Here is a 14,768-nt window from a genome sequence, read left to right on the forward strand (position 1 = left end):
TATTGAAAATAAACTGAAAACAAGACCAAGTGAAGTCTTGAAGTAATTAGGCTAATAAAAACTAGCCTCGATACATTAAAAATCACCTCTTGGAGGCCTGTCAAAAATACTAAGATCTGCAAAATAAGGGCTTACGATTTGCCAACTCAACTCGGAAACTAAGGGCTGGATGACGAGCCCCACTTTCTCCAAACTGGTTTCTGGAAGTATATACAAATTGAAATCTGCTCTAAAACTCATCCAGTCGCTATCTGATTCTTGCGATGCTTGGTCCAATTGTTTGTTTAGATAACAAGTTCCTTGGCACTCAGACATGGGTAGATCTTTATTTTCACAGAACATTTCCGCAATAAAGGATCTGTTCAGCTGAAAATTGACACAAATAACCGAATAGACCATACTGTTAAGTATGACCATCCAGGCCATGCAAAGAATAAAAAGGGTACGCACCATTGAGTTGTCCCGATTACTTTTATCAGTTGTAGATTACACTAATTTTTGAAGAAATTTTGCCTTAGATCTAATGGTGGAAAGGCTTCGGAATAAAGTCTGTTTTACGCGGCGCCGTAATGAATGGATCATTCATGCCATTAAATGGGCATGTTCAAAGGAACCACTTGCCGATGGGGAAAACGTAAAATAACCTAGAGATTAGATTCGTGGTGGTGTATCAATATCACCTGAAAAAATATTTGGAGTTACCTCTAAATAAAGCTGAGAAAAACTAGCTTCATTATTGATCGGATCAACAACCAAAAGTAAAATTTGCTCAGCCACTACAAACTGCCCAAAATCCATTGCAAAGGAATGTTGGCTATTTTGGTCCTGCTTTTCTTTTTCAGCTTTCAATTGCTGGGCCAAGTAGCATTTCCCATCACATTTGAGTTCCGGCTGAGCTTTGTTGACGCAGAAATTTTCGATGATAGCAGCTTTATTCAATACATAGGAGCCCTGAATGACGGAATATATCATCCCGTTCAGTACCAACAAGGCTGCCATAAATATGTACATCAAGCTCTTTAACATCGGCACAAAGGTACTAACAAAAGATTAAAATCAGTTGACAGGTTCGAGGAATTTAAAAGACTTTTCACTTAAACAACTACACTCACTTAAATTTTCCCGAATGAATTTCAACAATTCAAGGAATGGATAGTCACTTTCTAGGGCTAATTGCTCCTCTCGAATCCGTTTATAAGTTTCCAGTATTGCTCCCGCTTTTCTTTTCAATTCCAAGTCGATTGTTGAAGGTTCTTCATCTTCAGGTAGCGCATAGACAAATCTTCCTGTATCGGAATTAGCTACAGGAATCTGAAAAAAGCTTCTTTTAACAAATTCCCCGGTAGTTTCCTCATGCTTCGCTGCCTCTACGAAAAAATCCACCGCATGGGTGGGATACCCAAACAAGTATCCATAGGCACGAAAACGATCTAATTTTTCCTCAAACTCCACCATCGTTAATAGTGAAAGTGGGTCCGTTTCCGTTAAAACTCCCCTCTTGATGAAAAATTCAGAATATTCTTGTATAGCTCTCTGGACACTACCTCTATGATAAACTAAAATCTGAAAGCTTCTAGAATTGCTAAAAACTGCTTTGAAAGGAACTATTGCAAATCCAATGTTTTCATCACTTAGTAATTTCAAACTTTCATGGAGCATCTGAATTTGCAGAGACGCTTCCTCTGGACTCAAAAGATTCTTAGATGTGGTGTCAATAGGAAATTTAAAGTGTTCGACAGTACTGATTGGCTTGAGTCCAGACAAAACTGTGAACAGCCCCTCTTTTTCCAAAGTTTCCTTAGCAAGTGAATCTGCTAAATGGAGAACCTCTTTACTTACTTGGGCAAATAAAAAAGTTTGCGACCAGAATATGGCCAAAAATAAGCCCCAACACTTAACTATATTTGGAATTGAGCGCATCAAAGAGTACTACTTAAATCGGCCAATTATCCGTAAACTTTTTACCCTTTAGATACTCTGCCAACTCTACATTGTTGAGCAAACACCCCTCTAGTTCCTTGATAATCTGCTCTTGATCCAAGTCCTGTCCGATCAAGACAAGCTCGTTCATTCGATCTCCAAAGAACTTATCCCATTTAGATTCAATGTACTCCTGATTTTCAATATATGAGGCATAATACATACGCTCTTTAAAAGGCATACTGGCCCACCAAACACCCACAGGCTCTGCTTTCAAGGAACCTCCTGCTTGGGACCAGGAAAGTGCCTGATCTTTTCTGGAAGCAATGTAGAAAAGTCCCTTACTTCTGATGACTCCAGCAGGCCAGTTTTCTGAGATGTACTTCCAAAATCGCTGGGGATGAAACGGTTTTTTATTCCTGAAAACAAAGGAAGAAATTCCATACTCCTCCGTTTCTGGCGTATGATGGTCTTTTTGGAGTTCTTCTTGCCAACCCGCAGAATTGGAAGCCTCCTCAAAATCAAAATAACCAGTATTGAGAATTTCTTTAGGATCTACTTTACTATTGGAAGTGCTGATGATCTTTGCACCTGGATTTAACTTGTGAATGATCGCAGCCAATTCCTCCACGGTTTCTTTAGAAACCAAATCTGCTTTGTTGATAATGATCACATTGGCAAACTCAATCTGATCTGTCAATAGATTTACGATGGATCGCTGATCTTCTGGATCATCGTTGAGCATTTTGGAATATACCGTATCCGCCGAACCAAAATCTTTATAAAAATTAAAGGCATCTACCACAGTCACCAAGGTGTCCAAACGGCTAAATTTAGAGAGGTCAATCCCCTTTTCATCATCTACGAAACTGAAGGTCTGAGCTACAGGCAAAGGTTCTGATATACCCGTACTTTCTATCAACAAGTAATCAAAGCGATTTTCCTTGGCCAAACGCTCCACTTCCAGCATCAAATCTTCCCGAAGTGTACAGCAAATACACCCATTACTCATTTCCACCAACTTTTCCTCCGTTCTGGAAAGGGTATTTTCACTTCTCACCAATTGAGCATCCACATTGACTTCACTCATATCATTGACAATCACGGCCACTTTGAGGCCCTCCTTGTTATGAAGAATATGATTTAGCAAGGTTGTTTTTCCGGCTCCAAGAAAGCCACTGAGAACGGTTACAGGTAATTTCTTTTCCATGATTTGATTGGTGAGAAAAGTAGAATTTCGATTGGTTAATAAAACTGCATCAAGAGAGCTTCCTGATGGTATTTATTCAATTCTAATCGAACCCCTCCTTTATTTGCAACTATATTGCAAATATGAAAAGAAATCCGGTAATAAAAAAATAGATGGAAAAATGATTCTTTTTCCCCAAGGTCCACAGGGAAGGACTGGCTTTAATCATTGAGAATTAAAAATGTTTCTATTCGAATTTTTCAAATTCCATACTTCAGTACAATCGCCAACTGCCCCGCATGATAAGCTGTATGGGTAGTAATCCTCCCCAAAGCAGCTGCCTTGGTTTTTTCTCCAAATTCCTGGGTTTTGATAACGGCATCCCAATCATCTTGGCTGTCGATGGCTTTTTTAAGTTGTTCGCCTGCATCAGTGACAAGGGCCAAAAGTTCGTCTAGATCAGTCCATTCTCCTGTATCTTTACCAGCTTTTAGGGTTTTTGCATCCACTTTGACATGGGTATTGCCAAAGACATTTTTGGCGAAAAGGACTTCCACTTCAGCAATATGCCGGATTAAGAACCCTGCTGAATTTGGACTATTTCCTAGTTTTTTGGGGAGGTCTTCAGCTTTGAGCTTGGCCAATTGATTGATAAACCGAGTACGGCCTTCTTCCCAGAGTTCTACCAATGCTTTCATAATAGTGTGGTTTTAGATTATTTTTTAATGGGTAAACAAAGTTGCTAGGTCCCATAGATGATCAGGTCTTCAATAAGTCCTGCCTCTTCCTTATCATTCCAAATATAGTGTATATGCAGTTCACTTGCGGGATTATTTCCCATTGCGGGCATTGCAATCTTCCGCCTGCTGCTTTTCCTGCAAATCCAATGATCCAGACATTTTGATCTTCCAACGTGAGTGGATAATCTTCCTGATTTTTGCCTTGTGGGGTGAAATTAGTAATTAACTCAGATCTCAAAAAAGCAATATGAGCTTGAATATGGTTTGCCATTGAAAACATTAATCTCCCCCTACAAATCTTCCATGGCCCCTATGGCGTAAAGAAACTTTCTGTTGGAGATCGTATCCATATCAATATTGGCTGATAGGTTTTTCTCTTTCATGATCTGATCGGTTGAACCAATCATCTCAATTTATTGGGCCTGTGTAAGAAGGGGAAGTAATGAAAGAGAAAGTACAAAGTGTTTTTTCATCTTAGAATTATTCAATGGTACAATTTGCAGCATGCTTATTTAGAACATCTGTCTTGACAAAGTCTGCTTTCAAAACAGGATTCCACTCGAAGTCCTCCATTTCCGTAATCTGAAAGATTTCTTTGGCATCAGCTTTCAGGAGATAATCCGTAAAATCATCCTCTATGCCTTTCAATGCATCCAATTCACAGCCTGATAATTCTAGATTTACGGCTTTTTTGCTCATGTCGTCTATGATGGTTGGTTTCACACCTTTCTTCAGGTTTACCTGATAAGCCATACCATCAGAAATCCGCTGTACCACATACATCCCATCGATGGCATCATCCACATAGAAAGTTCCAAACTGATACCTTCCACCAGTCAAGTAAACGGCTACATCTGTTAAACAAGGAGAGGATTTAGACACAATTCTAAGGTCTGTTCTATCAATTGTCCCATCAGGATAAAGCACTTCCAAAGCTTCCTTCAATCCCATAGCTCCTACCACGAGTCCATCGCATAGATGACCATGAAACTTTACCAAATCATCCAATTCTATTTTTTGTTGAAAACCCAGCCGGCCCTTAGAGAAATCTGTGTCATTGGTTTTGAAACTTAGGGGATTTTTGGATTTGGGGAGGTATAGAGTCAGGTCTTTCAGGTCAGTCCGGATTTTGTCCAAGTGTCCGGTGAAGGATTGCTCCTTGTTGATTAAATGCACATGAAGATGGCTGCTTTGGGGTGTATAGATGCCTTTTCCAACTTGGGAATAAACTCCAATCAATTCACCGGATTCATTTTGATGCTTGTAATTTTCCTGGTTTCTGCCAGGTTTAAAACCTTCTACCTCAGGAGACCTTGGGGTTACGATGTGCGTAACCATTTCATCAAAAGTACCTACCAACTTAAAAAAGAAAGGTTGGCTCAAGTCATATCCGTTTTGGGAAGCAGTATTTTCCACTAATTTTTCCATAGCGGCCATATCCGTTATTACACCATTAAGGGGAAAGGCCACCCATTCCTCCACTTCCCCATAAACAAAGAATGGAGATTGGATATCCCAATTCTTTTGAATAAAAGGATTGCCATCCAAATCAGCAAAGCCTGAATATGGAATTCCATTGGCAAATGTGATTTCCCCTTGCATTTTACCCAATGGACCCATTCCGAAAATCCTAGGATATTTCTGGAGAGAGTCAGTGGAAATGGTAGGAGCAAATCCTGTTTTACCCATTTCGCTCATGGAACCGACAGACTTTACTTGTCCATACTGGGCGAAAGTAGAGATTGAAACGAATATTGAAAGAATAAGAAAACTGAGATTTTTCATTTTTGATATATGGTTGAAGAGTCGTGATTAACTTTTCCAAAGTTTATCCATCACCCAATTTAGATGTTGTCTAAGAGAACTTATGAAAAGTTACTTCAGATGATAATTGATTTATAATGTGGTAAATACCATGTTGAAAATAAATCCTGATAGGATGATAAAGAAAGCAACTGTTCCGAAGAAGATAGCAATCAGCTTCATGCTCATGACTTTTTTAAGTAATGTTCCCTCTGGTATAGAAAGACCGATGGTGGCCATCATAAAGGCAATGGCTGTTCCCACAGGAATACCCTTAACCACCATGACCTGTATGACTGGAATAATACCCGCTGCATTGGCATAGAGTGGAACTGCTAGTATTACCGCTAATGGTACCGTCCACCATTGTCCATCTCCCAAGTATTCTTCGAAGAAATTTTCAGGCACATAGCCGTGCATAAAAGCCCCTATGGCTATACCGATTATCACATATAGCACTATACTTTTTACAATTCCCCATGCTTCTTGGGTAATGTGAGGCAATCGTTTCAAGAAAGGTGCCTTTTCTGATTCAAAGCCTTCCTGAACTTTATTTTTGTTTTGGATCAACTGCTGCACCCAGTCGCTGAGGAAGCGTTCCAAATTCAATTTACCTAATACCATTCCTCCGAGCATTCCTAAAAGAATTCCTGTGATGGCATAAATCAATGTAAATTTTATCCCGAACATGCCTAAAAAAATCGCCAGTGCAATTTCATTGACCAAGGGCGAAGTAATCAAGAAAGCGAAAGTAACACCCAGGGGAATTCCCCCCTGTACAAAACCTATAAATAAGGGCACCGAAGAACAGGAACAAAACGGGGTAATTGCTCCAAAGAAAGATGCAAAGAAGTATTCCAAGCCATAAAGTTTGCGCTTATTCAGAAAATCCCTCAATCGCTCCACGGGGAAATAGGCATTGACAATGCCCATCAAAACTGTGATAAGGAAGAGCAGAATTAAGATTTTCAGCACATCATAGACAAAGAAGCTCAGCGCCACTCCAAGGCGGCTTTCTGTACCTATCCCAATGACCTGGTAGATCAGCCAATCTGCAAAACTTTGCAACCAGTCAAACATGACGTTGATTTTTTAAGAAAGAGCCGCCAAAATCTCCTGTGCCGAAGGAACCTTCCCCTTGATTTTGACCACTTCATCCACCACCACTGCTGGGGTAGAAAGAATGTTGTATGCCATAATTTGTTGGATATCCTCCACTTTGATTACATCAGCCACAATACCTTCTTTATCCAAGACATCTCTAACAGCCGCTTCAGTTTGTTTGCACTTGGCACAACCCGTGCCTAAAATTTTAATGGTTCTCATGATATATGGTTTTTAAATAACGATTCGAATAATTGCTGCGCTTCGGACCAAGCTTCTTTATTGAGGCAGTATCGGATTTTGGGAGGCATGATTTTTCCTTGGATCAAGCCAGCATCTTTCAACGATTTTAAGTGTTGGGAAATAGTAGACTGTGCTAAGGGAATGATTTCCGTAAGATCACCATTAAAGCAACAAGCTTGTTCACTCAAGATTTTCAAAATCTGTATCCGTACCGGATGCCCCAACGCTTTTGCAAAGATGGCTAGTTGTTGCTCCTGAAGGGAGTAGTCCAATTTAACTGCTGTTCTTTCCATCGGTTCAAGCGTATATCGTAAAAGTACGATAGACAAAAAAGAGATAGGGTGACCAATGTCACCTCAGCTCATGATATTTTCCTTAAAAATTTGGAGCATAAAAATGCCTATCGTAATATTGCGATGTATTAATGATTGAAATATGCTTATACCGAAATACAATTCAACTAAAATATAAATATACTAGAAACAGATATTATGATATTTAGATACTGGGATATTGTTGGTTGTCTTGTCTCTTGCCTCTAAAATCTAATCTCTAGATTCTCGCTTCTAATCTCTAACCGTCTCCACATGGGTGTCACCAAAACAGATCTCTTCACAGAAAAGCAAAACGAACTGGCCAAAGTAGCCAAGGTTTTTGCGCATCCGGCACGTGTAGCCATCCTTGAATATTTGATTCAGGCCAATTCCTGTATCAATGGAGACTTGGTACAGGAACTCGGGCTGGCTCAAGCCACCATTTCCCAACACCTCCGCGAACTCAAAGAAGTCGGATTGATAAAAGGCAGTATAGAAGGGGTTTCTGTCAATTATTGTATTGACCCTATCCGTTGGACTGAAGTTCAAAACTTATTCCAAGACTTATTCAGCGGCTTTCCTAAAATTTCGGGTTGCTGCTAGGAAATTGTACGAAGTACAATGTACCAAGTACCAAGTATGGTGCAGTCTTGGTACTTCGTACTTGGTACCTGATACAAAAAATACCATCTATGAAAACAAAAGAATTCACCAACATCCTTCAAGAAAACCCTGAAAAGGCACTTTTCTTCGAATATCGGGCTGGGCAATATGTCCGAACGGACTATCATATTACCGAAATCAAAAACGTGAACTTTGACACCGTAGACTGTGGAGGTATACGCAACCAATGGTCTGAAGTTCATGTGCAGTTGTGGGAAAATGAAATTCCCGAGCCTGATCACGCCGTAGACACCACTAAGGCAATGAAAATCTTTGAAGTGGTCAATCGTGTGAGGGAAACCTACCCTGATGCGGATATCAAATTTGAATATGGCAATGCTGTTTTCCCAACAGCAGTACTTCCAGTTCACAACATCAAAGACACAGGCAATGCCCTGATCGTACAGCTAATACCTGATCAGACTACCTGCAAAGCCAAGGACAGAGCTACCACTCCCGAGGAAAAAGCAGCTGCTTGCTGTGGACCTGTTTCCGAAAAACCAAAAATCCGTGTTTCACTTGCCTCCCTCCAAGCAGCCAATAGCTGCGAACCTGGATCGGGCTGTTGCTAGGAGATGCGAGAGACGAGAAGCGAGAGGAAATAGATGAAATATGCTACCGCGAAATAAAGTTGAAATATACCATCGGCGATATTTTGGTTGCGTGTAGATAAGAGAATTATTCTTAAAAAAAGTCAGGTTATTTCAGGACGAGATAAGTCTCGACTCTAGCGTCTCGTTTCTTGCGTCTTGACTCTTGACTCTTGATTCTAAAAAAATGAACCTATACCCAACCCTCCAAACCCATATCGAGCAAGCACAGACGCTGCCGATATCCGATGAACGCAAAGCGATTCTTCAAGTGCTGATTGATTATGTGCAGCAAAAAGTCGATCATAATCAGGAAATCAGCCTGAACTTTATTTGCACGCACAATTCCCGTAGAAGCCAATTTTCCCAGATTTGGGGGAAGGTAGCAGCGGCTTACCATAGCATAGACATCAACTCCTATTCGGGTGGAGTAGAAGTAACTGCTTTCAATGAACGAGCAGTGGCCTCCATAAAAAGGTTTGGCTTTAAGGTCAGCAGGGAAGGAGAAGGAAATCCAAAGTACTTTGTTTTCTTTTCAGATGATGAGGATCCTATTGTTACTTTCAGCAAAGTCTATGATGACCCTGCCAATATTCCAAAAGGATTTGCCGCTGTGATGACTTGCTCCCATGCTGATGAAAACTGCCCATTTATTCCCGGTGCGGAAGCCAGAATTCCAGTGCGCTATGAAGACCCAAAAGCCTTTGATGATACGGAAAAGGAGGCTCAGATGTATGATACAAGATCTATGCAGATAGCGTCTGAGATGCTTTACGTGTTTTCAAGGATAAAATGAAATAATGTTGAAATACACTTCGTGAAATATACCTACGGCGAAATAAAACTGAAAAAAAGAATAGAGGGCTAAAATAATATTCACCCGATTTCAGAATTATCTATTCTTGCTTATTTCTACATTATTTCAACCTTATTTCTACTTTATTTCCTTTAAGGTTCATAAGTCTAATTTAAATCCACTGTTCCATGTCTGAAACCAAAAAAATCGCCTTTTTCGAAAAATACCTGACCTTATGGGTTGCCTTATGTATTGGTGTTGGAATCCTTATCGGTCATTTGGCTGGGGATGATATCTCGGTACTGTCCGATTTAGAAATTTACAATGTCAATTTGCCCATTGCTATATTGATCTGGCTGATGATTTATCCCATGATGTTGCAGATTGACTTTGGAAGTATCAAAGGAGTAGGCAAAGCACCAAAGGGAATTATTTGGACCTTGATCATCAACTGGCTGATCAAGCCATTCACCATGGCTTTTTTCGCTTGGATTTTCTTTGACCAACTCTATTCAGCCTACATTGAGCCAGACATGGCTGGAGAATATATTGCAGGTGCCATCTTACTTGGTGTAGCTCCTTGTACAGCTATGGTATTTGTATGGTCATATCTGACAGATGGGGATCCTAATTACACGTTGGTTCAAGTCTCGGTCAATGACCTGATTATCTTGGTAGCCTTTGTTCCTTTAGTGGGTTTTCTTTTGGGGATTACCAATGTGACTGTTCCTTATGAAACGTTGGTTGCATCCGTAGTGATTTTTGTAGTCATTCCATTAGTTGCAGGGATCATTACCAACAAAATTCTGGTAGGTAAGAATGGAGAGGAATGGTTCAAAAACCAATTCCTCCCCAAATTCAAACCAGTTAGTATTATTGCATTGCTACTGACCTTGATTTTACTTTTTGCCTTTCAGGGACCCAACATATTGAATAACCCTTTGATCATCTTACTGATCGCTATCCCACTGATCATCCAAACCTATTTTATCTTTTTCTTGGCCTGGTTTGGGGGAAGAAAATTAAAACTTAGACATGCAGTATGTGCGCCAGCCTCCATGATCGGCGCCAGTAATTTCTTTGAACTAGCCGTCGCGGTAGCCATCGCCTTGTTTGGACTAGACAGTCCAGCTGCATTAGTGACCGTGGTCGGCGTTTTAGTGGAAGTACCTGTCATGCTGCATTTGGTCAGTTTGGCAAACAAGTGGAAGTACTAAGGATTGAAATATCCTTTGCGAACTTAGGTAAGAATTAAATGGAATGAAATAAATAGGAATAAAGCTATCTCATTACTTCTGTGAACAGTCTTCTTGAATACAAGAGATGCTAGGATTTATAAGTTGTGCAAATATTTCAAATTTATTTCCACTCTATTTCAACCTTATTTCTACATTATTTCAAGTTTACTTCCCTCCCTGGAATCGTACTTTGTATGTAGCACCGATAAACCACGGGAAAAAGCCATCAGCTCCAAAGGCTGATACGCCTACTGCATTTCTAATATTGGGGTTTTTAGATTTCCACTCAGCTTCCAATTCCAACAATAAACCTACTCTTTGGTATTTGTTGATGATGGTAAATGGGATAGGATCTTCTGGATTGAAAAAATTTCTAGTTCTTACAGACTCTCCTCCTAATTGCAAGGAAGGTCCAGCTCCAAAAGCCAACTTGAAGCCATTATCTTTTTGAATGATAGTATATCTTAATGTTGGGCTGATAAAAATACCAGAGGACTGATCGATTTCCGACAATTCATTGCTTTCCAAATTACCCAAAGACTGATAAAAGGATACCCCAGTATTCAATGAAAAGCGATTGGCAAATTGGTAATTCAATTCACCACCCAAGTTCAGGCCCCAGAGTAAATTATTATTATCAATGGTCGTTCCACCTCCAAAGGAATAGTGGATTTTAGATGCTTTATCCTGTGAAAATCCTATAATTGGCAAAAGGCATAGGATACAAATGAGCGAGAGGTGTAGTTTTCGGTTCATAATGATAGCTATTTTTAGTTTCAACGTCAAAAATAGGAGATAATGTTTCACTTAAAACCACTTAAAGATTTTTTAACTTATTTTTCATTAAATTTTTAGTATTTTTAACTAGTTGATCAATAAAAATCTCAATTACAGGTAAATCTAAGCTATTCAAGCATGATTTTTCTTACAATTATGCAACATCCCTATGGCTTATCTTGATCAGAAGCGCTCTTTGGCAAACATTGGCATAGCAATGATAATAATCACAGCTCCAAGTATACTAACTATAACAGTCAACCCAGGCGCTAGATTTGATTGACCTAGCCATTCACCTACAAAATATCCAATCATTGGAATCATTCCCATTGCTATAAAAACATAGCTTAGAAAAATATGTAAACCATTTTCAATAGCAAACTCCTTTTCTTTACTGGAGAAATGCCTAGTCCCTATGAAAATACGAGGGAATAATCTCGTTAAGGTACCAAAAGCGATGAAACCTAAGCAGATGAAAATAATTGTCATAATTTCTCTTTTAAAATAAGACGAACTAAACGTTACGAATATAATAAAAGTCGATGAAAGTGAAATATTCTAAAATATAGGCCTAATTTTTCGATTATAATCTAAATTTTAGGCCTAATTTTTCGATTATAATGAATTTGTTGTAAATTCGTAGCTTTAAGCAAGCAGTGATGTTACAAAGAGAGCTATTGCAACGAATCAAGGAAAATTGCTTTCAAGGAAAGGTGATTTTACTTTTTGGTGCCCGACAAGTGGGTAAGACAACCTTGTTGGAATCTTTGGTCAGAGAGTTCAATGTGCCAACTGCTTGGCTGAATGCAGATGAATCTGATATTCTGGAAGCTTTTAATACTGCAAAAACCAGCTCCCAATTGATAAACTTAATGGGAGAGAATAATCAATTGATCATCATTGATGAAGCACAGCAGATTGATGATATAGGTAAAAAGCTTAAATTAGTTTATGATAGTAAGTTACCCATTCAAGTAATTGCCACGGGTTCTTCCTCATTTGAATTACAAGATAAGACCGTAGAACCACTAACCGGACGAAAGAAAACATATCAGCTGTTTCCGGTCAGCTATCGGGAACTAGTGGAAAATACTTCACTTATTGAAAGTAGAAGGCTCCTGGATACACGCCTTGTGTATGGCACCTATCCTGAAGTGATCAGTAACCCAGGTCAAGAAAAGGAAGTGCTGATTGAAATTGCACAAAGTTACTTGTATAAGGATGTCTTAAAAGTTGAAAACATTCGGAAACCTAACCATATAGAAAAGTTGCTAAAAGCGCTTGCTTTTCAGGTTGGGAGTGAAGTAAGCTACCATGAACTGGCTCAAACAGTAGGGAATATTGATACGGCAACGGTGGAGAAGTATCTCGATATGCTCGAAAAAGCGTTTGTAATTTTTAAGCTCCCTGCCTTTAGTAGAAACCTAAGGAATGAAATAAAAAAGGCTAAAAAGTATTACTTCTATGACAATGGCATTCGAAATGTATTGATGAGTAATTTTGCTTTGCCTGAAATGCGTTTGGATAAAGGCGCACTTTGGGAAAACTTTCTCATGGCAGAGCGTATGAAATTGAATCATTACGAACGAAGATTTGTCAATTCATACTTCTGGAGGACCCACGACAAGGCTGAAATTGACTATATAGAGGAAGTTGATGGTATGTTACATGCCTTCGAATTCAAATGGAAAGAACAGAAAACCAGATTTCCGTCTTCCTTTTTACAAACCTATCCTGAACATAGTACAACGGTCATTTCCAAAGCAAACTTTGAAGTATTCCTTGGCTTAGAGTAAGTTGAATAAAATCAATTTATCCTATTCTAAAAATTAGGCCTAATTTTTCGATTGTAATCTAAATTTTAGGCCTAATTTTTCGAAAATGTATTCAGTGTAACTAGAATTTTGATGAAACTGATTATCCACATCATTTGGTCATCGGTCAATGACCTGTCAACCTATTTCATGAGGGGACAAAGCATCTGTTTACTGTAGACCGTCGACAGTGGTCGATTATCCGCAATTGCTGTAAATTATTTTACTCTAGTGCAATTGTGGATAATCATAATTGATCAATAGAAAATAACAGTCTTATTTCTGTAAGCCAATACTTTTCGCTCCAAATGATACTTGATAGCTTTGGAAAGTACGACCTTTTCTACATCCTGCCCAATCTGAACTAGGTCACTCACAGAGTTATGGTGCCTAACCCGGGCAATTTCTTGCTCAATTATTGGTCCTGCATCGAGTTCCTCGGTCACGTAATGAGCCGTAGCCCCGATGATTTTAACTCCACGCTCGTAGGCAGCATGGTAGGGCTTCGCACCCACAAAAGCCGGTAAAAAGGAATGATGGATATTGATGATTTGGTTAGGAAATGATTGGATAAAGTCTCCACTTAGGATCTGCATATAGCGGGCCAAGACAATAAAGTCAACATTATGTTTTTTCAATAACTCGATTTGCTGTTGTTCTACTGCTGCTTTATTGGTTTTATCCATTGGGAGATGGTAGAAAGGGATTCGAAATGCCGTAACCACTTTCTTCAATTCCAAGTGATTGGAAATGACCAAGGGAATTTCCACATCAAACTGACCCGAATAATACCTGCTGAGAATATCAAATAAGCAATGACTCAGTTTGGAAACAAAAATTGCCATTCTTGGCTTTTGCGTGTTAAAATACAGATCGAAGCTCATTCCAAATCGATCAGCTACCTCTTCTTTAAAGACGCTTCCAATAGATTCTTTATCTAAGGCAAAACTATCGAGTTCCCAAGCTGCCCGCATAAAAAACATGCCGATTTCCTCATCCACATGTTGGTCTACTTCCAAAATATTGCCCTGATAGTTGTATAAAAAATCAGAAACAGTTACCACAATTCCTTTTTGGTCTGGGCATTGAATGGTAATGATCGCTTTGTTCATAATTTAAAATTTAGGTAAAAAATATCCCGAATTCATTCTTCATTCAACTCATTTAAAAGTTTGTCTAACGAATAATCAGCTTTTCCACTTTCCTCGCCTTCTGCTAACTCTTTCCTTAAGGCATCTAATTTTAGTTCCTGCTCTTCTAAGAGTCTCAAAGCTGCTCTAACTGTTTCAGAAACAGATCCATACCGGCCTTTTTCTACTTGCTGACCTATAAAATTCTCAAAATGAGTTCCAATTGAAATACTCGTATTTTTTGCCATGGGAAAATCAAATTTTAGTAAATATACCGATAATTATTATTTATTGGTATTGAAGCTGCGGTCAAAACTAGATTTTTTCTAAAAGTCTATTTAAATATCACTAGTGTCCGAGAAACGATTTTAAAATAAGGGTAGATTCAATTGCTTAAACCTACCCTATTTTGTGTACTTTGTGTTTACGACAACATAAATTACACAT

The 14,768-nt window shown here is 39.0% G+C and carries 19 protein-coding genes; 5 read left to right on the forward strand and 14 right to left on the reverse strand.

The window, feature by feature from the left end:
* Positions 1–75 precede the first annotated feature (75 nt).
* From IE080_RS14855 to IE080_RS14900, 10 genes are all read right to left on the reverse strand, one after another.
* The gene (locus IE080_RS14855; RefSeq protein WP_189584282.1) at positions 76–453 is read right to left on the reverse strand and encodes a hypothetical protein; all 378 of its coding nucleotides are present in this window, start codon (positions 451–453) and stop codon (positions 76–78) included.
* A gap of 198 nt (positions 454–651) precedes the next feature.
* Positions 652–1,026, reverse strand: a complete 375-nt coding sequence (locus tag IE080_RS14860) for a hypothetical protein (RefSeq protein ID WP_229800667.1) — start codon at positions 1,024–1,026, stop codon at positions 652–654.
* 30 nt (positions 1,027–1,056) lie between these two features.
* Positions 1,057–1,920 (reverse strand): hypothetical protein, encoded by an 864-nt coding sequence (locus IE080_RS14865; protein ID WP_189584285.1) that lies wholly within the window; start codon positions 1,918–1,920, stop codon positions 1,057–1,059.
* A 13-nt stretch (positions 1,921–1,933) separates the two neighbouring features.
* Positions 1,934–3,130, reverse strand: coding sequence for a GTP-binding protein (locus IE080_RS14870; RefSeq protein ID WP_189584288.1), 1,197 nt, complete (start codon positions 3,128–3,130; stop codon positions 1,934–1,936).
* 239 nt (positions 3,131–3,369) lie between these two features.
* A complete protein-coding gene (locus IE080_RS14875) occupies positions 3,370–3,807 on the reverse strand; it encodes a DinB family protein (RefSeq protein WP_189584291.1) in 438 nt (145 codons plus the stop codon).
* Between the two features lie 61 nt (positions 3,808–3,868).
* A complete protein-coding gene (locus IE080_RS14880; RefSeq protein WP_189584294.1) occupies positions 3,869–4,120 on the reverse strand; it encodes a hypothetical protein in 252 nt (83 codons plus the stop codon).
* A gap of 209 nt (positions 4,121–4,329) precedes the next feature.
* Entirely contained in the window at positions 4,330–5,634 is a 1,305-nt protein-coding gene (locus tag IE080_RS14885) for an FmdE family protein (RefSeq protein ID WP_189584297.1), read from the reverse strand.
* Between the two features lie 111 nt (positions 5,635–5,745).
* Positions 5,746–6,732 carry a permease gene (locus IE080_RS14890; protein ID WP_189584300.1) on the reverse strand — a complete coding sequence of 329 codons (987 nt, stop codon included), beginning with the start codon at positions 6,730–6,732 and terminating at the stop codon, positions 5,746–5,748.
* Positions 6,733–6,744: 12 nt separating this feature from the next.
* Positions 6,745–6,978: a thioredoxin family protein gene (locus IE080_RS14895; RefSeq protein WP_189584304.1), complete on the reverse strand. Its 234-nt coding sequence runs from the start codon at positions 6,976–6,978 to the stop codon at positions 6,745–6,747.
* Positions 6,975–7,292: an ArsR/SmtB family transcription factor gene (locus IE080_RS14900; RefSeq protein WP_189584307.1), complete on the reverse strand. Its 318-nt coding sequence runs from the start codon at positions 7,290–7,292 to the stop codon at positions 6,975–6,977. Before IE080_RS14900 ends, IE080_RS14895 begins: the two co-directional genes overlap by 4 nt.
* A gap of 294 nt (positions 7,293–7,586) precedes the next feature.
* On the opposite strand from IE080_RS14900, the gene IE080_RS14905 reads away from it, so the two are divergent.
* From IE080_RS14905 to arsB, 4 genes are all read left to right on the forward strand, one after another.
* Positions 7,587–7,916: an ArsR/SmtB family transcription factor gene (locus tag IE080_RS14905; protein WP_189584310.1), complete on the forward strand. Its 330-nt coding sequence runs from the start codon at positions 7,587–7,589 to the stop codon at positions 7,914–7,916.
* An 89-nt stretch (positions 7,917–8,005) separates the two neighbouring features.
* A complete protein-coding gene (locus IE080_RS14910) occupies positions 8,006–8,548 on the forward strand; it encodes a DUF6428 family protein (protein WP_189584313.1) in 543 nt (180 codons plus the stop codon).
* A 205-nt stretch (positions 8,549–8,753) separates the two neighbouring features.
* Complete coding sequence (locus IE080_RS14915) at positions 8,754–9,362, forward strand: low molecular weight phosphatase family protein (protein ID WP_189584316.1); 609 nt, start codon at positions 8,754–8,756, stop codon at positions 9,360–9,362.
* A 188-nt stretch (positions 9,363–9,550) separates the two neighbouring features.
* Positions 9,551–10,579, forward strand: a complete 1,029-nt coding sequence (gene arsB / locus IE080_RS14920; protein ID WP_189584319.1) for an ACR3 family arsenite efflux transporter — start codon at positions 9,551–9,553, stop codon at positions 10,577–10,579.
* A gap of 186 nt (positions 10,580–10,765) precedes the next feature.
* Here the strand turns inward: arsB and IE080_RS14925 are convergent, their stop codons facing one another.
* Positions 10,766–11,356, reverse strand: a complete 591-nt coding sequence (locus IE080_RS14925; RefSeq protein WP_189584322.1) for a hypothetical protein — start codon at positions 11,354–11,356, stop codon at positions 10,766–10,768.
* Positions 11,357–11,560: 204 nt separating this feature from the next.
* Positions 11,561–11,866: a hypothetical protein gene (locus tag IE080_RS14930; protein WP_189584325.1), complete on the reverse strand. Its 306-nt coding sequence runs from the start codon at positions 11,864–11,866 to the stop codon at positions 11,561–11,563.
* A 170-nt stretch (positions 11,867–12,036) separates the two neighbouring features.
* Between IE080_RS14930 and IE080_RS14935 the strand changes: the two genes are divergently transcribed.
* Entirely contained in the window at positions 12,037–13,173 is a 1,137-nt protein-coding gene (locus IE080_RS14935; protein ID WP_189584328.1) for an ATP-binding protein, read from the forward strand.
* A gap of 275 nt (positions 13,174–13,448) precedes the next feature.
* On the opposite strand, the gene purU is transcribed toward IE080_RS14935, so the two are convergent.
* Together purU and IE080_RS14945 are read right to left on the reverse strand one after the other, a co-directional pair.
* A complete protein-coding gene (gene purU, locus IE080_RS14940) occupies positions 13,449–14,303 on the reverse strand; it encodes a formyltetrahydrofolate deformylase (protein ID WP_189584331.1) in 855 nt (284 codons plus the stop codon).
* Between the two features lie 32 nt (positions 14,304–14,335).
* Complete coding sequence (locus IE080_RS14945) at positions 14,336–14,569, reverse strand: type II toxin-antitoxin system ParD family antitoxin (RefSeq protein WP_189584334.1); 234 nt, start codon at positions 14,567–14,569, stop codon at positions 14,336–14,338.
* Positions 14,570–14,768: the final 199 nt, after the last annotated feature.

The sequence above is a fragment of the Mongoliitalea lutea genome, from assembly GCF_014652135.1.
In the GTDB taxonomy this organism is placed as follows: Bacteria; Bacteroidota; Bacteroidia; order Cytophagales; family Cyclobacteriaceae; genus Mongoliitalea; species Mongoliitalea lutea.

What these genes read in the sequence shown, in the direction of transcription:
- IE080_RS14855 (WP_189584282.1), bottom strand. Translation starts at nt 453, where the DNA reads ATGGTGCGTACCCTTTTTATTCTTTGCATGGCCTGGATGGTCATACTT.
- IE080_RS14860 (WP_229800667.1), bottom strand. Translation starts at nt 1,026, where the DNA reads ATGTTAAAGAGCTTGATGTACATATTTATGGCAGCCTTGTTGGTACTG.
- IE080_RS14865 (WP_189584285.1), bottom strand. Translation starts at nt 1,920, where the DNA reads ATGCGCTCAATTCCAAATATAGTTAAGTGTTGGGGCTTATTTTTGGCC.
- IE080_RS14870 (WP_189584288.1), bottom strand. Translation starts at nt 3,130, where the DNA reads ATGGAAAAGAAATTACCTGTAACCGTTCTCAGTGGCTTTCTTGGAGCC.
- IE080_RS14875 (WP_189584291.1), bottom strand. Translation starts at nt 3,807, where the DNA reads ATGAAAGCATTGGTAGAACTCTGGGAAGAAGGCCGTACTCGGTTTATC.
- IE080_RS14880 (WP_189584294.1), bottom strand. Translation starts at nt 4,120, where the DNA reads ATGGCAAACCATATTCAAGCTCATATTGCTTTTTTGAGATCTGAGTTA.
- IE080_RS14885 (WP_189584297.1), bottom strand. Translation starts at nt 5,634, where the DNA reads ATGAAAAATCTCAGTTTTCTTATTCTTTCAATATTCGTTTCAATCTCT.
- IE080_RS14890 (WP_189584300.1), bottom strand. Translation starts at nt 6,732, where the DNA reads ATGTTTGACTGGTTGCAAAGTTTTGCAGATTGGCTGATCTACCAGGTC.
- IE080_RS14895 (WP_189584304.1), bottom strand. Translation starts at nt 6,978, where the DNA reads ATGAGAACCATTAAAATTTTAGGCACGGGTTGTGCCAAGTGCAAACAA.
- IE080_RS14900 (WP_189584307.1), bottom strand. Translation starts at nt 7,292, where the DNA reads ATGGAAAGAACAGCAGTTAAATTGGACTACTCCCTTCAGGAGCAACAA.
- IE080_RS14905 (WP_189584310.1), top strand. Translation starts at nt 7,587, where the DNA reads ATGGGTGTCACCAAAACAGATCTCTTCACAGAAAAGCAAAACGAACTG.
- IE080_RS14910 (WP_189584313.1), top strand. Translation starts at nt 8,006, where the DNA reads ATGAAAACAAAAGAATTCACCAACATCCTTCAAGAAAACCCTGAAAAG.
- IE080_RS14915 (WP_189584316.1), top strand. Translation starts at nt 8,754, where the DNA reads ATGAACCTATACCCAACCCTCCAAACCCATATCGAGCAAGCACAGACG.
- arsB (WP_189584319.1), top strand. Translation starts at nt 9,551, where the DNA reads ATGTCTGAAACCAAAAAAATCGCCTTTTTCGAAAAATACCTGACCTTA.
- IE080_RS14925 (WP_189584322.1), bottom strand. Translation starts at nt 11,356, where the DNA reads ATGAACCGAAAACTACACCTCTCGCTCATTTGTATCCTATGCCTTTTG.
- IE080_RS14930 (WP_189584325.1), bottom strand. Translation starts at nt 11,866, where the DNA reads ATGACAATTATTTTCATCTGCTTAGGTTTCATCGCTTTTGGTACCTTA.
- IE080_RS14935 (WP_189584328.1), top strand. Translation starts at nt 12,037, where the DNA reads ATGTTACAAAGAGAGCTATTGCAACGAATCAAGGAAAATTGCTTTCAA.
- purU (WP_189584331.1), bottom strand. Translation starts at nt 14,303, where the DNA reads ATGAACAAAGCGATCATTACCATTCAATGCCCAGACCAAAAAGGAATT.
- IE080_RS14945 (WP_189584334.1), bottom strand. Translation starts at nt 14,569, where the DNA reads ATGGCAAAAAATACGAGTATTTCAATTGGAACTCATTTTGAGAATTTT.